The following is a 19454-nucleotide window of genomic DNA, read 5'->3' as shown; positions in this document are numbered from 1 at the left end:
CCTTGACTGTTCAGGCCACTTTCCACTCGCGGCAGTGACAGGTCAAGCGCGCCCCTGCCCCTCGCCCTGAGCCGGGCGAGGGGGTAGCGCTCACTCCTGGGTTTCGCCGGCCACCGTCATCCGCCCGACCAGGATCGAGCCGGTGCGCAGGTGCGAGCGCGGGTCGACGTCGCTGCCGACGGCCTCGATCGCGGTGAACATGGATTTCAGGTTGCCGGCCACGGTAATCCCGTCGACCGGGTACTGGATCTGGCCGTTCTCGATCCAGAATCCGGCGGCGCCGCGCGAGTAGTCGCCGGTGACGGTGTTCACGCCCTGCCCCATCAACTCGGTGACCAGCAGGCCGCGGCCCATCCCGGCCAGCATGGCGTCGAGGTCGCCGGCGTTGGCCTCGACCTGGAGGTTGTGCACGCCGCCGGCATTGGCGGTGGTCTGCAGGCCGAGCTTGCGCGCCGAGTAGCTGCCCAGGATGTAGCGCTGGAGCACGCCGCCGGTGACCAGCGGCGACTCGCGCGTGGCCACGCCCTCGGCATCGAACGAGCACGAGCGGAAGCCACGCTCCAGGAACGGCAGCTCATCGATCGCGAACCAGTCCGGGAACAACTGCGTGCCGACCGAATCGACCAGGAAGCTGGCGCGGCGGTACAGCGCGCCACCGGAGACGGCGCCGAGCAGGTGCCCGATCAGCGAGCGCCCCATCTCGGCGGCGAACAGCACCGGGTACTCGCCCGTCGCGATCTGCCGCGGCTGCAGGCGCGAGGCGGCGCGCTGGGCGGCCTTGCGACCGATGGTGGCGGCCGACTCCAGATCGTCGGCCGACAAGCCGATGCTGTACCAGCCATCGCGCTGCATCGCGTCGCCGCGACCGGCGATCAGCGCGCAGCCCAGGCTGTGCTGGGTGCTGCGTTCGCGGCCGATGAAGCCGTGCGAATTGGCGTAGACGCTGATGCTCTCGCCGGTGCCGACCGAGGCGCCGTCGGAATTCTCGATGCGCGCATCCGACTCCCGCCCCGCCTGCTCGCAGGCCAGGGCCAGGTCGATGGCGCGGTCGGCGTCGATCACCCATGGGTGCCAGGAATCGAACTCGCGCAGGTCGCGCGCCATCAGCGCGGCATCGGCCAGACCTGCGGCGGCATCGTCCTCGGTGTGGCGGGCGATCGCGCAGGCCTGCTCGACAGTGGCGCCGAGGCTTTCCTCGCGCAGGTCGGCGGTGCTGGCACTGCCCTTGCGCTGGCCGAAGTAGACGGTGACGGCGATGCCGCGGTCGCGGGTGGATTCGACCGTCTCGACCTCGCCCATGCGGACATTGACGTTGAGCCCGGATTCTTCCGAGCACGACACCTCGGCCTGGGTGGCGCCGGCGGCGCGGCAGCGCTCCAGCAGGCGCTGGGACACCTCCGCCAGGGACTCCAGGCGGGCATGGCTGTCGCCGAGGGAGGCGGCGTATTGGGGAGTCAGTTCGTTCAATGGCTTATCCTTGTGGCCTGCCGTTCCGCGGGCCTGGGCCCGGGAACCTGTTTTTGCCCTCCGCGGCGCTGACGACTGCGCGCGGAGAGATGTATCGATATCCAGGAAGAAGTGTCATGCGTGGTAGAGACGAAGAATCCGGCGAGTTCCTCAGCCCCAGCCGTAGCCAGAACCGGCGCGAGGCGCTGGAGGTGCTGGCGCTGGGCGAGAAGCTGGTGGCCCTGACCGAGGCACAGCTGGCCAAGCTGCCCGTGCCCGACTCGCTGCTGCCGCACATCCGCGAGTGCAAGCGCATCACCGCCAACATCGCCCACAAGCGCCAGCTGGCGTTCCTGGCCAAGCAGATGCGGCGCGAGGACGACGAAATCCTCAATGCCCTGCGCGACGCCCTCGACGAGAACGGCGAAGCAGCGCGTCGCGAAATCGCCGCCATGCACCGCGTCGAAGCCTGGCGCGAGCGCCTGATCGCCGACGGCGACACCGCGCTGGCGCAACTGCTCGACGAGTACCCGACGGCCGACCGCCAGCGCCTGCGGCAACTGGTGCGCAACGCCATCGACGAGCGCAACCGCAACAAGCCGCCGCAGTCGTTCCGCGAACTGTACCGGGAGCTGCGCGGCGTGATCCTCGGCGCAGCCGACACCGGCGACGACGAGTCCGACGACGAATAGCCCCCCGCCGGCATCATCACGCCTGCGTGCCGCCCACCGTCAGTTGATCGATCAGCAGCGACGGCTGGCCGACGCCGACCGGTACGCTCTGGCCGTCCTTGCCGCACACGCCCACGCCTTCATCGAGGGCGAGGTCGTGGCCGATCATCTTCACCCGCTGCATCGTCTCCGGGCCGTTGCCGATCAGCGTGGCGCCCTTCACCGGCGCGGTGATCTTTCCGTCCTCGATCAGGTACGCCTCGGTCGCCGAGAACACGTACTTGCCGCTGGTGATGTCGACCTGGCCGCCGCCGAAGTTGACCGCGTACAGGCCCTTCTTGACCGAGCGGATCATCTCTTCCGGATCGTGCTGCCCGGCCAGCATGTAGGTGTTGGTCATGCGCGGCATCGGCAGGTGCGCGAACGATTCGCGGCGGCCGTTGCCGGTCGGCGCCATGCCCATCAGGCGCGCGTTGAGCGTGTCCTGCATGTAACCGACCAGGACGCCGTCCTCGATCAGCGTGGTGCAGTTGGTCGGCGTGCCTTCGTCGTCGACGTTGAGCGAGCCGCGCCGTCCCGGCAAGGTGCCATCATCGACGATGGTCACGCCCGGTGAGGCGACGCGCTGGCCCATGCGGCCGGCATAGGTCGAGGTGCCCTTGCGGTTGAAGTCGCCTTCCAGGCCGTGGCCAACGGCTTCGTGCAGCAGCACGCCGGGCCAGCCACTGCCAAGCACCACCGGCATGATGCCCGCCGGCGCATCGATCGCTTCCAGGTTCACCAGCGCCTGGCGCAGCGCTTCGCGAGCCAGCTGTTCGGGCTTGTCGCCATCGAGCAGCTCGGCGTAGCTGTAACGGCCACCGCCACCGGCGTAGCCGCTCTCGCGACGGCCTTTGTGTTCGACGATCACCTGCACGTTGAGGCGCACCAGCGGGCGCACGTCGGCGGCAAGCACGCCGTCGCTGCGCGCTACCAGGATGGTGTCGACGCCACCGGCCAGGCTCACCATCACCTGCTGCACGCGCGGGTCGGCCGCGCGCAACATGCGGTCGACGCGACGCAGCGCCTCGACCTTGGCTTCGTTGGCGTAACCGTCGATCGGATCTTCGGGCACGTAGAGTTCACGACCGCCGCCGCGCACCAGCGCATGCGGCGCCTGGGTCGAACCGTCGCGGGCGATGGCGCGCGCCGATTTCGACGCGGCCAGCAACGCCTGCGTGTTGATCTCGTCGGAATAGGCAAAGCCGGTCTTTTCGCCGCTGATCGCGCGCACACCCACGCCCTGCTCGATCGAATGCGCGCCGTCCTTGACGATGCCGTCCTCGACCGTCCAGCTCTCGCGGCGGGCGTGCTGGAAATACAGGTCGCCGAAGTCAATGCCAGGTCCGAGCAGGGTGCCGAAAGTGCGCTCAAGGCCACCGGCGTCGAGCCCGGAGGGCAGGAGCAGGCGGGTTTCGGCGATCTGGATGGGCAGGGTCATCGTGTCGGGGGGCTCGCGGGCTGTGGAATGAGAGGTGGAAAAAGCAGTTATACGCTGCACTAGATGCGGGCGAAGTGGTCGCCTTCCAAGGCTGCGGCGCCGGGGCCGCGGGCTCCGGAGGGCGCCGGCAGTGCGAACGGCACCGCCGCGGCTGGGCCTGCGGGCCGGCGACGCGTCGGGTCTGGCCCGGCCCTTCAGCGGGCCGGTGGCACGGTCTGTTCGGCCCGCCCCTGTTCGCTGCCGACCACCTCGACCTTGGGCTCCTTCCACGGCCCGGTGACGCGGTAGGTGCGCGAGGCCATCTGCCCCAGCGGCTTCTGCAGGACCGCATTGGCCGCTGCGCCGATCGCCGCTCCGACGGGGCCGGCGGCAATGGCGCCGGCCACAGTCAGCAGGTTGCCGGCCTTGGGCCGCACTTCGATGGTCTGGTCGAAACTCTGCGCGCGCAGGTTGGCGCTGCCGCTGATGCTGATCTGCGCGGCCGGCCCGTCGATGGAGATGGCGTCGCTGTGGGCAGTGCCGGCAGTAAATCGAAGCTTGCCGCCGGCACGGTTGAAGGCGAATCCCTTGGAGAAGAAGTCGCGGAAATCCAGCATCAGCCGCCGCGGCAACTGGGCCAGGCTGAGCAGGCCGAGCACGCGGCCGGCGCCGGGCTCGACTTCGAGCAGGCGACCGTCGCGGATGTCGGCATCGAGCGAGCCTTCCAGCGTCGCCAGGTTGAAGTCGGCGGGACTGCCGTTCCAGCCCGCGGCGAAATGCATCGTGCCGATACCACCGGCCAGTTGCTGGCTCATGCCGAAGCCGCCCAGCAACGTGCCCAGATCCTTGCTGTCGATCCGCACGTCCATCTGCGTGCGTGCAGCCGCGCCGCGCCCGCTCCACTCGCCGCTGACGTCGAGGCTCTGGCCGGTGCCGCGCATGCGCAGTTGTTCGAAGCGCATGCCGTTGCTGCTCGGTCGCGTGCGCAGGTTGGCTTCGCCCAGACGCGCATCGGCGACCCGCAGGTCGGCGATGTCGATGGTCAACGGCGGGATCCTGGCGGGATTGAAACCGTCGTTGCCTGCCGGCGCGGGCGCGGGCGGCGCCGTCGTGGAGGCGGCCGCGGTGGCGGCCCTCGGAGCGCGCCAGTAGACGCGATCGAACCGGCCCGCGATCGGTGCACCGTCGCCGGCGGGGATCAGCGCCGCGCCCTGCAATGCCGCGCCTTCCACCTGCACCGCGATTGCGCCTTGTGGGGCCGGAACCACCACCAGGTGCGTGTCGGCGAAGGCGCCACCGAGCAGGTTGAACCGCTGCGCGGTGACGTCGATGCGCTGCAGCGCGAGCCCGCCGCTGCCGCCGCCGTACATCATCGCGATCCAGTCGATGGCATCGAACACCGGCGCGCGGCCGGTGGCCACCAGGCCATGCGCCGGCGGCGCTTCGTCGACACGCCCGCCACCCAGTGCGACCCGTACTCCGGTCTGCGATTTGCCCGAGGCATCCTCGCGGCTGCGCGCGCGCACCGAGACCAGGTTGCCCAGGGTCACGCGGATGTCGTCGCTGCCCATCGGCAAGGGCGCATCGATGCTCGCCGCCAGCGCGTCGCCGGCGGGCTTGCGCAGCGGCGCGGGCAGGTTGAGCGCGGTACCGACCAGGTCCGAGCGCAGTTGCAACTGCGTGGGCACGGCGCGTCCCGACGACGCCTTCGGGATGGCGATGCCGACCGTCCAGCGCGAGCGGCCATCGACGTAAGGCTTGAGCCACGCCATCTCCGGCGCGCGATCCAGCAGGTCGGCAATGGCCATGTCGGCATCGAGACCGGCCTCGAACACGTGCGACTTGTCGCTCACGTACTGGTCGCCAGCCAGCAGCGACAAGCGCCCCGGCTGGCCGTCATGGCGTACGCGCAGATCCTTGGCGCCGAAACCGCCGCGCCCGTAGATGGCCGAGCCGTTGACCTGGTCGAACGCGAGCTTCCAGCGCGGGTCGGCGAGTTTGGCGTCCTTGAGTTCCACCGTCCCGCTGATCGCCGTCACTGCGCCATGGACCAGGGGCAAGGTCATGTCGAAGCCGACCTTGGCCGGTCCGCTTGCGACCACGTTCTTGAGCGTGTCGGCGTGGTCGTGCTGCAGCGGACTGGCGCGCAGCAGGTTCAGCAGTTGCGCGGCGTCGCCCCCGCCCTGCGCCTTGACCGTCAGCGCGCCACCGCCGTAATGATCGATGCCGGCGCGGATGTGGTCGATGGCGACTTCGGCCAGCTTGCCGCGGCCCTCGACGGTGAAGCCGTCGGCGATGAACGCGACATCGGCCTCGAGACCTTCCGCCGCCGGCCATTCCGGCTGGAACTTGACCACGGCGTCATGCAATTGGGCAACGGCTTCGAAGCGGCCGTTGCGATCGCGGAACGGCCAGTCGTCGAGGTCGCCCGACACCACCGCATGGCCATTGCGAAGCTGCCCGCCGACCAGCGCCGCGTCGAGCCAGCCGATCACGCGTGGCGACATCTTGTGATGGATCCAGAAACCCTTCGCGACCGGCACCTGGGTCTCGTCGATGTCGGCGGCGATGTCGATCCACGGCCGCGATCCGTCGCCCTGCCACCACAGGCCGCCACGCGCGGTCACGCCGAAGCCATCGCCCTTGATCGCCAGCGACGGCGTGCCGATGCGCCAGCCGGCGCCCTCGCGCCAGCCGCTGACCATGCCGTGCAGGGCGGCGGTATGGACGACGCCGAACCCGCTCGGCCAGTCGAACCGCATCGGCGACTTCGGGTCGAGCACCAGGCTGAAGCCGTCGGCATCGCCGTCGAACTCGCCGGCCAGTCCGCTCAGTCCCGGCGCGTTGCCGACCGCCTTGAACCCGAACGAGGCGATACGTGCATGCGTGCGCATCGGCCCACCACGCACGCCGGCCACTTCGATGCGTTGCAGCGACGCCTGCGGCGCGGTGTTGTGCAGCCACTGGCGAAGGCCAGGCTCGAGCCGGTCGCTCAGCGCCGCGGCCGCAAGCAGCGGGCCGGCATCGATCTGGTCGGCCATCAGCGCGAAACGGCTGCCGCCTGCGATCGCCAGGCCGTCGAGCTTCTGCGCATGGCCGGCACTGTCGATGCGCAGCTTCGGCGCGTCCGCGCGCCAGCCACCGTCCATCAGCCGCCAGCGCGCACGCGCCTCGATGTGCGGGAACATCAGGCGCGGCACCTTGCCGCCGGGCAATGCCTGGCCGCGCAGGCCGACGCGGTCGAGCGCGGCATCGATGATCACATCGGTGATGCGGTGGCTTCGCAACTGCGCCCACGCTTCGGCGCGGCCTTGGCCGGACTCGCTGCCGACACCGGCCAATTGCAGCAGCGGGCCCCATGCCGCCAGATCGGCGCGACGCGTGCCCAGGTAGGCCCTGCCATCGCCCTGCTGGCGGTCGAAGTCGAACACCGCGTCCAGCGGCGAGGCGGCGGCGCCGGGCACGCCGACGCTCGGCCAGGCGCGGACACCGGCGCGCACGCGCGGGCCGTCCACGCGCAGACGCAGGTCGATGCGCGGGATGCGCGCGTCGATGCCCAGCTGCGGCGCGATCACCGACAGCTTGCCGCCGATCACCTGCAGTTCGCCCAGGCCTTCCAGCGCCGACAGCGGATCGCGCGCGGGCTGCTCCTGGCCGGGCAGGCCGCGCACTTTCCAGCGCGCGTCGTCGCTGCGTTCCAGGGTCAGGTCGAGGCCACGCAGGCGCAGCTCGGAAAAGGCATGGCCAGGCAACAGGCCGGCGTAGACCGACACCAGCATCTCGGTGTCGCCCACGGTGAACGCCTCATCGCCGGCGCCGACGCGCAGATTGTCCAGGCGCAACAGCGGTCCGCGCCGGGTCCAGTCGGTTTCGACCTTGTCGAACGAGACTGGCCGGCCGGCGCGCTCGCTGAGCCACGCGGCGACGCGCTGCGGATTGCTTTCGGCCAGCGGCAGCAACTGGCTGGCGATCGCCAGCACCAGCGCGATCAGCACCAGCACCAGGGCGGTCGTGTAGGCCAGGCCACGGCGGGCGATGCGCAGGCGGCGGCGCATGGGGGTCGGCATCGTGCTTCAGCCTTCCGCCCTAGAGGAGAACCACATCGAACTGCTCCTGCGCATACTGGTCGTCGGCCTGGAAGCGGATCGACTTGGCGAGGAACTCTTCCAGTTCGGCCACCGCCGCCGACTCTTCGTCGGTGATGCGCGCGACCACTTTCGGCGAGGCGATCACCAGCAGCCGCTGCGCATCGAACTGGCGCACCTGGCGGACGATGTCGCGGAAGATTTCGTACGTCACCGTCTCCGGCGTCTTCAGCGTGCCGCGGCCGCCGCACTCATGGCAGGCCTCCGACAGCTGGCGCTCCAGGCTTTCGGTGGTGCGCTTGCGCGTCATCTCTACCAGGCCCAGCGGCGAGAACTCGTACACCGTGGTCTTGGCGTGGTCGCGCGCCAGCGACTTCTCGAGCTGGCGCAGCACCTGCCGCCGGTGCTCGGAATCGATCATGTCGATGAAGTCGATGATGATGATGCCGCCCAGGTTGCGCAGGCGCAGCTGGCGCGCCACCGACTGCGCAGCTTCGAGGTTGGTGCGGTACACCGTCTCCTCGAGGTTGCGCTGGCCCAGGAACGAGCCGGTGTTGATGTCGACCGTGGTCATCGCCTCGGTCTGGTCGATCACCAGATAGCCGCCGGATTTGAGCGGCACTTCCTTGTCGAGTGCGCGCTGGATCTCGTCCTCGACGCCATACAGGTCGAAGATGGGCCGCGCGCCGGTGTAGTGCTCGATCTTCTCGTCCAGGCCCGGCATGTACTGCGCGGCGAACACGCGCAGGCGCTCGCAGGTCTCGCGCGAATCGACGCGCACTTTCTCGACGTCCTTGCGCATCAGGTCGCGGACCGCACGCAGCGGCAGGTTCAGGTCTTCGTACACGCGTTCGCCGACGCGGGCGCTGCGCGAACGTTCCTCGATCAGGCCCCAGACCCGGCCCAGGTAGGCCACGTCCTCGGCCAGCTGCTCCTCCGGCTGGCCCTCGGCGTTGGTGCGCACGATGTAACCGTGGCTGTCGCCGGACGGGGCCAGCGAGGTGATGTGGCTCTTGAGGCGGGCGCGCTCGGCCTCGTCCTCGATCCGCGCCGAGACGCCGACCACGCGTGTGCGCGGCAGCAGTACCAGGTAGCGCGAAGGAATGCTGAGCTGGGTGGTGAGTCGGGCGCCCTTGCTGCCGATCGGGTCCTTGACCACCTGCACGATGATGTCCTGGCCCTCGCGCAGCAGTTCGGCAATCGGCCGCGTCGGCGTCGGCGGCAGCGGCGCCTCCTCGCCTTCGCTGGCGCCCTCGGCGACCGGCACGGGCTTGATGATGTCGGCCGCGTGCAGGAACGCCGCGCGCTCCAGGCCGATTTCGACGAACGCCGCCTGCATGCCCGGCATGACCCGCTGGACCTTGCCCTTGTAGATGTTGCCGACCACGCCACGGCGCCAGCCACGTTCGATGTGCAGTTCCTGGAGCATGCCGTTTTCGACGACGGCAACACGGGTTTCGCGGGGAGTAACGTTGACCAGTATTTCTTCGGTCACTTCAACACTCCGAACTGTCGCAGCAAGGTGGCGGTCTCGTACAGCGGCAACCCCATCACACCGGAGTAGCTGCCGGACAGGCGTGTGGTGAATGCCTCGGCCAGGCCCTGGATCGCGTACGCGCCGGCGCGCCCGTGCGGCTCGCCGCTGGCAACGTAGGCATCGATCTGCGACGGACTCAGCGTGGCGAAGGTGACTTCGGAAATCGAGACGGCCTGCAACTCGCGCGACGGCGAAACCAGCGACACTGCCGAGATCACCTGGTGGGTGCGTCCGGACAACCGGGCCAGCATCGCCGCGGCGTCGGCGTCGTCGGCCGGCTTGCCGAACACCTCGTCATCGAGCACGACCTCGGTATCGGAGCCAAGCACGACCGCGGACGGGTTGCCGACCACCTTGAGCAGTCCGGCCCCGGCCTTCTCGCGGGCGACACGGCGCACATAGGATTCGGCCGGCTCGCCGGGCTGCGGGTGCTCGGGGATGTCGAGGTCGAGCACGCCGAACTCCAGGCCAGGCTGGCTCGACAGGAGCCGGCCCAGCAATTCGTGCCGGCGGGGGGATTTGGAGGCGAGATAAAGCATCGGCGAAAGCATAACCCGCGCTGACTGCGCGACAGCGCACGCAACCTCATCCAACCCCGACCAGGCTCACGAATCGTTCACCGCACCATCCAGACCCTAGCCGCAACCACAAGGAGTTGTTCATGCCCCTGCCGTCTTCTCGCCCGTCTTCGCGGCTCGCCCTGCGCCCGCTCGTGCTGGCCGCCGCCCTCGCATTTGGAGCCTTCCCCGTCGTGAGCCCCGCCCAGACCACCCCGTACGTAGCGACCGACGGCACCCTGCTGTCGGTGTCGGCCCAGGCCGAGAGCCGTCGTGCGCCCGACATCGCAACCCTGTCCACCGGCGTTGTGACCCAGGCGGCCGACGCCAACTCGGCCATGCGCGCCAATGCCGAGCAGATGAACAAGGTCGTGGCCGCGATCAAGGCCGCCGGCATCGCCGAGCGCGACGTCCAGACCAGCGGCGTCAATCTCAACCCGCAATACAAGTACGCCGAGAACCAGCCGCCGACGATCACCGGTTACCAGGCGCAGAACACCGTCAACATCACCGTCCGCGACATCGCCAAGCTCGGCAGGATCATGGATGCGCTGGCCGCCACCGGCGCCAACCAGATCAACGGGCCGACCTTCGACATCGACGAAACCAAGAAGGGCGAGGCCTACGACGAGGCCCGCCGCGCCGCGGTCGAGAAGGCGCAGACGCGCGCGCAGATGTACGCCAAGACGCTGGGCCTGAAGGTCCGCCGCATCGTCAGCATCAGCGAGGGCGGCAGCTTCGCCCCGCCGCGGCCGATGCCGATGATGGCGATGGCGCGCGGCAAGGAAGCCTTCGACACGCCGATCGCGGCCGGCGAGAACACCCTCTCGGTCAGTCTCGACATCGTCTTCGAACTGGGCAACTGAGCGCCGCAGAGCTGAAGCTTCCCGCAAGGTCCAACGATCAGGCCCGCCCCGCGCGGGCCTGATTTTTTTCAGGGCCCGTAACCCCGCCGCCGCCATGGATGCGTTTGCCGCCAGTGCAGACCACACAGGAGGCGCGCCATGTCGAATGCAATCGCCCAGCACCACCAGGCCGGGCCGTTCAAGCCCGGTGAGCTCGATAGCAGCCGGATAGTCGCTGCAGCCGGGGCCATCGCCGTCAATGCGGTGGTGGCGATGCTGCTGATGGTCCCGTTGGCGCAGGTCGCACCGCAGCTGGAAGAAGACACCATCGAGATATTCGAACTGCCACCCAAGGCCACTAGAACAGAGCCACCGCCGACCGAACCGGTCAAGATCGAAAAGACCAGGCCCCAGCCCGCGCCGATGCGCTCAGAACGTTTGACCCCCGCGCGCAGCGAACCCATCGAGGCCGTGGTCGACGCCCAGCCCGGCGACGAAGCACTGCAACCGGTCGATCCGGTCACACCCGGCGGATCAACCGGCGAAACGATCGGCGAGTCGACGGGGCCTGCCACCGGCTCAGTACTGCAGGCATTGTCGGCGCCCGCGCCGGCCTATCCAGGTGAAGCGGTGCGTCAGGGCCTGATGGGCACGGTCGAACTGGAGATCCTGGTCGGCATCGACGGACGACCGCTGGAAGTGCGCGTGGTCCGCAGCAGCGGTCACCGCGTGCTCGACCAGGCCGCCCGGCGGGCGGTGCTGACGCAGTGGACGTTCCAGCCGGCGTTCCGCAACGGCCAGGCCGTGCAGGCACTGGGGCGCGTGCCGATCGAGTTCAAACTGGCGCGGTGATCAGGACGCGCGGGGTGATCAGGCGCGGTGATCAGGCGCGGTGATAGGGATGGTTCGCAAGCAACGCCGCCGCGCGGTACAGCTGCTCGGCGGCAACCAGCCGCACCAGCATGTGCGGCAGCGTCAGCGGCCCCAGCGACCACGACTCGTCACCGCGCGCGATCACTTCCGGCGCATGCCCTTCAGGACCGCCGATCAGGAACGCGAGGTCGCGCCCCTGCCCGCGCCAATGTTCCAGCCGTTGCGCCAGCTGCTCGGACGACCAGGTCTTGCCGCGTCCATCGAGGGTGACCACGCACGCGTTCTTCGGCAACGCCGCCAGCACGCGTGCGCCTTCGTCCTGGGTCGCACGCGCCGCATCGCGGCCCTTGCCGCGCAGGCCGGGCTCGATCTCGACCAGCTCCAGCGGCAGCCAGTGCGACAGGCGCTTGCGGTATTCGCCGAAGCCTTCGGCCACCCAGCGCGGGGCGTGTTCACCGACGGCGATCAATTTCGCTTTCATTGCAGAGATGGTACCGGCTGCGTGTCACGTTCCGGCGCACTGACATCGGCATGTCATCGCATGGCCATGCCCCGCACCTAGGTTGCAGGCTCCCCCAGCCCCGCAGGAGTCCGCAGATGGATGCATTGGATCTCTCCCGCCGCCAGGTCCTCAAAGGCGGTGCCGCCGCGATGACGCTTGGCGCCATGGGCAGCCTTGGCGCGCTGTATTCGCGCCAGGCGCTGGCCGCCGGCGACCCCACCCGGCTCGCCCCCATTCCCGGCCGTTACGGCCCGCTGGCGCCGGTCGCAGACCTCGCTACCGGCCTGCCGCTGCTGCAACTGCCGCGCGGTTTCAGCTACCGGTCCTTCGCCTGGGGCGGCGATGTGATGAGCGACGGCCAGCCCTGCCCCGATCGCCATGACGGCATGGCCGTGGTCGGCCTGCGCCGGCCCGGCTCACGCCCACGCGACAACAAGCACGCCTCCGGCCGTGGCCGCGGCCGCGGCAACGAACTGGTACTGATCCGCAACCACGAACGCGGCGCAGCCAGCCCGATCAACGCGCCAGGCATGTACGACCGCGGCGACATCGGCGGCGGCCAGGTCGCCGGCGGTGGCACCACCACGCTGACCTGGCGCCAGGGCCAATGGCGCAGCAGCGAAGCCAGCCTCGGCGGCACCCTGGTCAACTGCGCCGGCGGGCCGACGCCCTGGGGCAGCTGGCTGACGTGCGAGGAGATCAAGACCGACGCGGTTTCCAGCACCGGCAAGAAGCACGGCTACGTCTTCGAAGTGCATCCGGAGGCCGAACGCACCTGCGGCCGTCCGCTGGTGGAACTGGGACGCTTCAGCCATGAAGCCGTGGCGATCGATCCGCGCACCGGCATCGTCTATCTGACCGAAGACGACCGCAACAAGGCCGGCCTCTACCGTTTCATTCCCAACGATCGCGCCGGCCGCTACGGCTCACTCGAACACGGCGGGCGCCTGCAGGCCGCGCGCGTGCGCCGCCGGCCCAACGCCGACCTCACCGTGGCCGCGATCGGCGACGAATACGCACTGGAATGGGTCGACATCCCCGATCCGGACCTGGACACGATCGTCGCCCCGGCCGGCTTCCCCGACATCTCCGCCGGCGAAACCCTCAGCGGCCCGTTCGCACAGGCCTGGAGCGCCGGCGCGCTGCGCATGAGCCGCGGCGAAGGCATCTGGCACAGCTACGGCAAGATGTTCATCGTCGACACCAGCACCGGCGTCGACGCACAGGGCCGCAAGGGCCGCGGCAACGGCGCGGTATGGGTGCTCGACCTGCTGACCCAGCGCATCCGCGCGTTGTTCGTCAGCGGCAACCAGCTCGCCGCGCACAACCCCGACAACATCACCGTCAGCGCGCGCGGCGGCGTGCTGCTGTGCGAAGACGGCGGCGAAAGCCCCGACCAGTACGGCCCCGGCGCGCGACTGATCGGACTGACCCGCCAGGGCGAGTCGTTCTACTTCTGCAAGAACAACATCGAGCTGACGTCGACGCAGATCGGCAACGCCGGCAAGGTCATCCCCGAGGGCGACTACCGCGAAAGCGAGTTCTGCGGCGCCTGCTGGGATCCGTTGAGCCAGGCGTTGTTCGTCAACATCCAGACGCCGGGGATCACGGTGGCGATCACGGGACCGTGGGAGCGCGGGCACCTGTGATCTGCAGACCGGTCAACGTCAATGAAAACGGCGCCCACAGGCGCCGTTGTCCTTGACTCGATGAACAGCGACTCAGCGACGCCGGCCGTAGCCGACCTCGTACTCCTGGTCGTCTTCCATGCCCGGCGGCTGATCGCCGACCGTCCACAGACGCTCGAGCGCATAGAACTCGCGAACGCGCGGCAGCATGACGTGGACGACAACGTCGCCCAGATCGACCAGCACCCACTCGGCCTCGCGCTCGCCTTCCACGCCCAACGGCTGGACATCGAGATTCTTGGCGAACTTGACGACTTCGTTCGCGATCGACTTGACGTGGCGCGTCGAAGTGCCCGAAGCGATCACCATGTAGTCGGTGACGCTGCTCTTGCCGCGCACATCGATCTCGACGACGTCCTTGGCCTTGAGTTCCTCGACCGCGGCATGGACCGTCTTTAGCAGGAGATCTACCGGCGGCGGCGGGTCGGGCAAACGGGTCTTGATGACTTGTGCTTCGGTACTCAAGGGGCGATGGCTCTCGGCGCGGGGGGCATCTGGATTATGTCATGCAGATTATAACGAAGCTGGCGTGACGTCCCGGACGGCATAAAGACCGTGACGGACGATGTACTCGGCGACAGCCGCCGGCACCCAGTCCCGCCAGGCCTCGCCAGCGGCGATCCGGCGGCGCAGCTCCGTGGAGGACTCAGGCCGCTGCAGGGCCAGTTCAAACGCCGCGAAGCCCCCAGCAGGGGCTTGCGACAGATCCCGGGGCGGGTGCCAGCGTGCGGCGACCTCCGCATGAACCGGCGGCGACTGCTCGGCGATGGTGGCCATATCCAGATGCGACCCCGGCCGGGCCACCGCCAGGACATGCGCGAACTGGAACAATTCCTGCCAACGGTGCCAGCGATGCAGCTGCAGCAGCGAATCGCCGCCGACCATCCACACGATCGGCGTGTCCGGGCCCAGCTCCGCGCGCAGCTCACGCAGGGTGTCGACCGTGTAGGACGGCCCCTCCCGGCGCAGCTCGCGGCGATCGACCTTGAGCCCGGGCTCGCCGGCCACCGCCAGATCGAGCATCCGCGCCCGCGCGATCGCGTCGGCGTGGGTCGCGTCCTTGTGCGGCGGATCGGCGGCGGGAACCAGCTGGACCTGCGCATCGAGGCCATCGCGCACCGCGCGCGCCACCGCCACGTGGCCGCAATGGACCGGATCGAAGGTGCCGCCGTAGTAGACCTGCAGCGCCATGGCGAACGCTCAGCCGCGCGGTGCGACGAGCAGCCTGGCGGCGCGCGGCTCGGCCACGGCCAGCAGCAGGCGCTCAAGCGCCAGCCAGGCGTCGGTCGGCTCCTCGCCGATGCGCATGCGACCCTTGGCGATGCGGTCGACGCGACCGGCTTCGGCCACGAACGCATCCCAGCGCGGCGCCGCGTGGCGCTGCAGGGCGCGCCGGTACATCGGCTGCTTGGAATCCCAGATGCGCTGCGCCTTGAACTCGCCGGCGAGGTTGCCGCCACGCGCCTGCACTCGCGCCAGCGATGCGGCGCGCTGCAGTTCCATGACGACCATACCGAGCAATGCCGGCACCGCCTCGCCCTCCGCGCGCAGCCCGGCGAGCATGCGCGCGACCAGCGCAGCCTGCCCGTTCATCGCCGCATCGACCAGGCGGAACACATCAAAGCGTGCGGCATCGGCGACCAGCTCGGTCATCTTCGCGCTGTCGAGCGTGCTGCCATCGGACAACAGCGCAAGCTTGTCGATCTCCTGCGCGGCTGCGAGCAGGTTGCCCTCGACGCGATCGGCCAGGTTCTGCACCGCGTCGCGGTCTGCGCGCAGGCCGTGCTGGCGCAGGCGCCGTTCGATCCAGTCGGGCAACTCGTGCGGCTTGACCGCCCAGGCGATTGCGATCTGGCCGATACGACCGATCGCCTCGCTCCACTTGCCGCCGTGCTGTTTGCTCCATTCGCCGGCAGTGACCATCAGGACCACGTCGGCCGGCGGATCGGCGCAGAAATCGCTGATGACTTCAGCGCCCTCCTTGCCCGGCTTGCCGCTGGGCAGGCGCACTTCCACCAGGCGACGGCTGGCGAACAGGCTGGGCGCGCGGAAACTGGCCGAAAGACCATTCCAGTCCGGTTCGCGCTGGTTGCCTTCGGCCTCGAATACTTCGCGTTCGGCAATGCCCTGCCTGCGCGCAGCGGCGCGCACGGTGTCGGCGGCCTCGAGCACGCGCAGCGGCTCGGGCCCTGCGATCAGGTAGGCCGGACGCAACGGCGGCGGCGCAGCCTGGTCGAGGCCAAGCTGGGCTACCAGCTGTTCCGGTTTGAGTTCCATTGCGACGACGGCAGGCTCAGCGCGGCGTGCCGCCGCCACCTTCTGCCGGCGGGACGGGCGCGGCGGCAGGCGCCGGCGTGGTCCCTTCGGCAGCAGGCGCCGGCGTGGCCGCAGGCAACGCACTGACGTGACGGGCGACAGCATCGAGCCGGCGCAGCACGGAAGCCACCATCTCGCGGCGCATTTCACCCTGAAGGATTTCGCGTTCGCCTTCGGTACCGATCGACTGCACCGGGTTGGACACGTAGTCGCGCGCGAGCTCGACGGTCTGGCGCGGCACCGGCGTGGTGCCATCGGCCTTGCGCACTTCGAACGTCACCGCATAGCGCAACGAGTACTCCTGCGCGCGGCCGAGTTCGTCCAGCGCGATCGGGCGGTCGCCCCACTGCTCGCCGAGCAGGTCGAGCACGGTTGCATTGCTGGTGTCTTCGGTCGCCGGCACCGCACCGGCGCGGGTCAGCGCCTGCGCCAGAGAGTCGGCCAACGGGCTGTAGCGGTCCGACGACACCACCCGCACCGGACCCATGTCCGGCGGCAGCACGAGGGCGTTGCGCAGGTGGAAGCCACAAGCCGACACGGCCAGGGTGATCACCAGCGCGGCGCTGGCGGGGAGCATGCGACGGATCGGGCGCATCTGGCGGATCGGGTGACGGATCATGCGGGCAGTCTGGACGAGGCGTGCGTGGCCATCAATAGCGGGCGGCGGCTCGTTCAGCCTGTGACGACGGGCGGGCCCTCACCCCAACCCCTCTCCCGCGGGCGGGAGAGGGCCCAGGACGCCGATCAAGCGGCGACGATGTTGACGATCTTGCCCGGCACGACAATCACCTTGCGCACCGTCAGGCCTTCCATGTACTTGGCCACGTTCGGTTCGGCCAGGGCCAGGCGCTCGGCGTCTTCCTTGCTGATGTTCACCGCAACGTCGATGGTGCCGCGCAACTTGCCGTTGACCTGCACCGCCAGCGTTACCGCGTCGCGCACCAGCGCGGCCGCATCGGCCTGCGGGAACGGCACGTCCTCCAGCAGCGTCTCGGCATGGCCCAGGGCCTGCCACAGGGCGTGGCAGACATGCGGCGTGACCGGATTGAGCAACAGCACCATCGCCTGCAATGCCTCGTGGCGAACGGCCCGGCCCTGGTCACTCATGTCGTCGAACCTGGAGACGTGGTTGAGCAGTTCCATCAGCGCCGCGATCGCAGTGTTGAAGCTGTGGCGGCGGCCGTAGTCGTCGCCGACCTTCTGGATGGTTTCGTGCAGCTGGCGGCGCAGCGTCTTCTGCGCGGCGTCGAGCTGCGACGCATCCACTTGCGGATGGTCAGGCTGGGAGACGTGCTCGAGCACCTCGCGCCAGAAGCGGCGCAGGAAGCGCGACATGCCTTCCACGCCCGCCTCGTTCCATTCCAGCGACTGCTCCGGCGGCGCGGCGAACATCGAGAACAGGCGCACCGTGTCGGCGCCGTACTTGCCGACCATCAGTTGCGGGTCGACGCCGTTGTTCTTCGACTTCGACATCTTCTCGGTGCCGCCGATCACGACCGGCTTGCCGTCGGCCTTCAGCGTGGCGCCCGTGATGCGGCCGCGCTCGTCGCGGATCACCTCGACGTCGGCCGGGTTGATCCAGTCCTTCGAGCCGTCGGTGTTGTCGCGGTAGAAGGTTTCCGCGATCACCATGCCCTGGGTCAGCAGGTTGATCGCAGGCTCGTCGCTGTTGACCAGGCCCTGGTCGCGCATGAGCTTGTGATAGAAGCGGAAGTACAGCAGGTGCAGGATCGCGTGCTCGATGCCGCCGATGTACTGGTCGACCGGCGTCCAGTACTTGGCGCGTTCGTCGACCTGCTGCTCCGCGCCGGGCGAGGTGTAGCGCGCGTAGTACCAGCTCGACTCCATGAAGGTGTCGAACGTGTCGGTCTCGCGCTCGGCCGCACCGCCGCACTGCGGGCAGGTGGTCTGGCGCCAGGTCGGATCGGACTTGATCGGCGAGGCGACGCCGCTGAAGGCGACGTCTTCGGGCAGCACCACCGGCAACTGGTCTTCCGGCACCGGCACGTCGCCGCACTTCGCGCACAGGATCACCGGGATCGGGCAGCCCCAGTAGCGCTGGCGGCTCACGCCCCAGTCGCGCAGGCGGAAGTTGACCCGGCGCTGGCCGCTGCCGTCGCCTTCGAAGCGCGTGGCCAGCGCATCGAGCGCCTGCTGGAACTCCATGCCGTCGAACTCGCCGGAGTTCACCAGCCAGCCGCGCTCGGTGTAGGCCGACTCTTCAGCGATGCGACGCTGGAACTCTTCCACCACCTGCACCGCCGCCGTGGTGTCGTAGACATCGACCGAACCGGCGCCGCCGAGCGCGCTGCGCATCGGGTCGTCGTGGCGGGCCAGGTGCTGGCCAATCTCGGCCAGCGCGTCACGCACCTGCGCCGGCACGATGACCATGCGGATCGGCAAGACGTAACGCTGGGCGAATTCCCAGTCGCGCTGGTCGTGCGCGGGCACGGCCATGACCGCGCCGGTGCCGTAGTTCATCAGCACGAAGTTGGCGACGAACACCGGCAGTTCTTCGCCGGTGATCGGGTGGATGGCGCGCAGGCCGGTGTCGCGGCCGCGCTTTTCCTGGGTCTCGAGCTCGGCTTCGGTGACACCGCCCTTCTTCAGGTCGGCCAGGAACCCGGCCAGCCCGGCATCCTTCTGCGCCGCCGCCAGGGCGAGCGGGTGCTCGCCGGCGATCGACACGAAGGTCACGCCCATCAGCGTGTCCGGGCGCGTGGTGAACACGCTCAACGGCGCAACGGCGTTGCCGTCTGCATCGCGCACGTCGAAGCGGATCTCCAGGCCTTCGCTGCGGCCGATCCAGTTGCGCTGCATGGTCTTGACCGCATCCGGCCAGCCCGGCAGCGCGTCCAGTCCGTCGAGCAGTTGCTGCGCGTAGTCGGTGATCTTGAGGAACCATTGCGGGATTTCGCGCTTCTCCACCAACGCGCCGGTGCGCCAGCCGCGGCCGTCGACGACCTGCTCGTTGGCCAGCACGGTCTGGTCGACCGGATCCCAGTTGACCACCGAGTTCTTGCGGTAGGCCAGGCCCTTCTTCATCAGGCGCACGAACATGCGCTGCTCGTGCACGTAGTACGACGGCTGGCAGGTGGCGAACTCGCGCGACCAGTCGATCGCGTAGCCCATCTGCTTGAGCTGCGCCTTCATGTGGGCGATGTTGGCGTAGGTCCACTTGGCCGGCGCCGTCTTGTTCTTGATCGCGGCGTTCTCGGCCGGCAGGCCGAAGGCGTCCCAGCCCATCGGCTGCAGCACGTTGTGGCCGGTCATGCGCTTGTAGCGGCTGATGACGTCGCCAATCGTGTAATTGCGCACGTGACCCATGTGCAGCGCGCCGGACGGGTACGGCAGCATCGACAGGCAGTAGTACTTGGGCTTGTCGGAGCGCTCGTCGACCTCGAAGGCGCGGCTGTCGTCCCAGTACCCCTGGGCGGCGGCCTCGATGGCAAGCGGATCGAAGGCCCGGATGTCG

General features: G+C 69.1%; 15 protein-coding genes. 4 read left to right on the top strand and 11 right to left on the bottom strand.

Annotated features, from left to right (window positions below; genetic code table 11):
- Positions 1 to 90 precede the first annotated feature (90 nt).
- Positions 91 to 1458 carry a metalloprotease PmbA gene (gene pmbA / locus AC1DER_RS15820; RefSeq protein WP_441817552.1) on the bottom strand — a complete coding sequence of 456 codons (1368 nt, stop codon included), beginning with the start codon at positions 1456 to 1458 and terminating at the stop codon, positions 91 to 93.
- 125 nt (positions 1459 to 1583) lie between these two features.
- On the opposite strand from pmbA, the gene yjgA reads away from it, so the two are divergent.
- Complete coding sequence (yjgA, locus tag AC1DER_RS15815; RefSeq protein ID WP_441817374.1) at positions 1584 to 2138, top strand: ribosome biogenesis factor YjgA; 555 nt, start codon at positions 1584 to 1586, stop codon at positions 2136 to 2138.
- 16 nt (positions 2139 to 2154) lie between these two features.
- Here yjgA and tldD read toward each other — a convergent pair whose 3' ends face one another.
- The 4 genes from tldD to AC1DER_RS15795 all read right to left on the bottom strand — a co-directional run bounded on the left by tldD (position 2155) and on the right by AC1DER_RS15795 (position 9737).
- Positions 2155 to 3597 (bottom strand): metalloprotease TldD, encoded by a 1443-nt coding sequence (tldD, locus tag AC1DER_RS15810; RefSeq protein WP_477358141.1) that lies wholly within the window; start codon positions 3595 to 3597, stop codon positions 2155 to 2157.
- Between the two features lie 194 nt (positions 3598 to 3791).
- Positions 3792 to 7643 carry a YhdP family protein gene (locus AC1DER_RS15805; protein ID WP_477358138.1) on the bottom strand — a complete coding sequence of 1284 codons (3852 nt, stop codon included), beginning with the start codon at positions 7641 to 7643 and terminating at the stop codon, positions 3792 to 3794.
- A gap of 19 nt (positions 7644 to 7662) precedes the next feature.
- Positions 7663 to 9156, bottom strand: coding sequence for a ribonuclease G (gene rng, locus AC1DER_RS15800; protein WP_441817377.1), 1494 nt, complete (start codon positions 9154 to 9156; stop codon positions 7663 to 7665).
- Positions 9153 to 9737 carry a Maf family protein gene (locus AC1DER_RS15795; RefSeq protein WP_441817378.1) on the bottom strand — a complete coding sequence of 195 codons (585 nt, stop codon included), beginning with the start codon at positions 9735 to 9737 and terminating at the stop codon, positions 9153 to 9155. Before AC1DER_RS15795 ends, rng begins: the two co-directional genes overlap by 4 nt.
- 122 nt (positions 9738 to 9859) lie before the next feature.
- Here AC1DER_RS15795 and AC1DER_RS15790 point away from each other — a divergent pair, with 122 nt between their 5' ends.
- Positions 9860 to 10621, top strand: a complete 762-nt coding sequence (locus AC1DER_RS15790) for an SIMPL domain-containing protein (RefSeq protein ID WP_477248284.1) — start codon at positions 9860 to 9862, stop codon at positions 10619 to 10621.
- Between the two features lie 138 nt (positions 10622 to 10759).
- Entirely contained in the window at positions 10760 to 11452 is a 693-nt protein-coding gene (locus tag AC1DER_RS15785; protein ID WP_477248282.1) for an energy transducer TonB, read from the top strand.
- Positions 11453 to 11483: 31 nt separating this feature from the next.
- On the opposite strand, the gene rlmH is transcribed toward AC1DER_RS15785, so the two are convergent.
- Entirely contained in the window at positions 11484 to 11954 is a 471-nt protein-coding gene (rlmH, locus tag AC1DER_RS15780; RefSeq protein ID WP_441817381.1) for a 23S rRNA (pseudouridine(1915)-N(3))-methyltransferase RlmH, read from the bottom strand.
- 116 nt (positions 11955 to 12070) lie between these two features.
- Here rlmH and AC1DER_RS15775 point away from each other — a divergent pair, with 116 nt between their 5' ends.
- A complete protein-coding gene (locus tag AC1DER_RS15775) occupies positions 12071 to 13624 on the top strand; it encodes an alkaline phosphatase PhoX (protein WP_477248280.1) in 1554 nt (517 codons plus the stop codon).
- Positions 13625 to 13696: 72 nt separating this feature from the next.
- Here the strand turns inward: AC1DER_RS15775 and rsfS are convergent, their stop codons facing one another.
- From rsfS to leuS, 5 genes are all read right to left on the bottom strand, one after another.
- On the bottom strand, positions 13697 to 14128 hold the full coding sequence (gene rsfS, locus AC1DER_RS15770) for a ribosome silencing factor (RefSeq protein ID WP_441817383.1): 432 nt from the start codon (positions 14126 to 14128) through the stop codon (positions 13697 to 13699).
- A gap of 48 nt (positions 14129 to 14176) precedes the next feature.
- Positions 14177 to 14854, bottom strand: coding sequence for a nicotinate-nucleotide adenylyltransferase (nadD, locus tag AC1DER_RS15765; protein WP_477248278.1), 678 nt, complete (start codon positions 14852 to 14854; stop codon positions 14177 to 14179).
- Positions 14855 to 14863: 9 nt separating this feature from the next.
- Positions 14864 to 15940, bottom strand: a complete 1077-nt coding sequence (holA, locus tag AC1DER_RS15760) for a DNA polymerase III subunit delta (protein ID WP_477248276.1) — start codon at positions 15938 to 15940, stop codon at positions 14864 to 14866.
- Between the two features lie 16 nt (positions 15941 to 15956).
- The gene (locus tag AC1DER_RS15755) at positions 15957 to 16556 is read right to left on the bottom strand and encodes an LPS-assembly lipoprotein LptE (RefSeq protein WP_441817553.1); all 600 of its coding nucleotides are present in this window, start codon (positions 16554 to 16556) and stop codon (positions 15957 to 15959) included.
- A 167-nt stretch (positions 16557 to 16723) separates the two neighbouring features.
- Positions 16724 to 19450 (bottom strand): leucine--tRNA ligase, encoded by a 2727-nt coding sequence (leuS, locus tag AC1DER_RS15750; RefSeq protein ID WP_477248288.1) that lies wholly within the window; start codon positions 19448 to 19450, stop codon positions 16724 to 16726.
- Positions 19451 to 19454 lie beyond the last annotated feature (4 nt).

This window comes from Lysobacter sp. 05T417, from assembly GCF_056396405.1.
The sequence above is the reverse complement of the archived record's forward strand: the minus strand, read 5'-3'. Positions and strand labels throughout refer to the sequence as shown.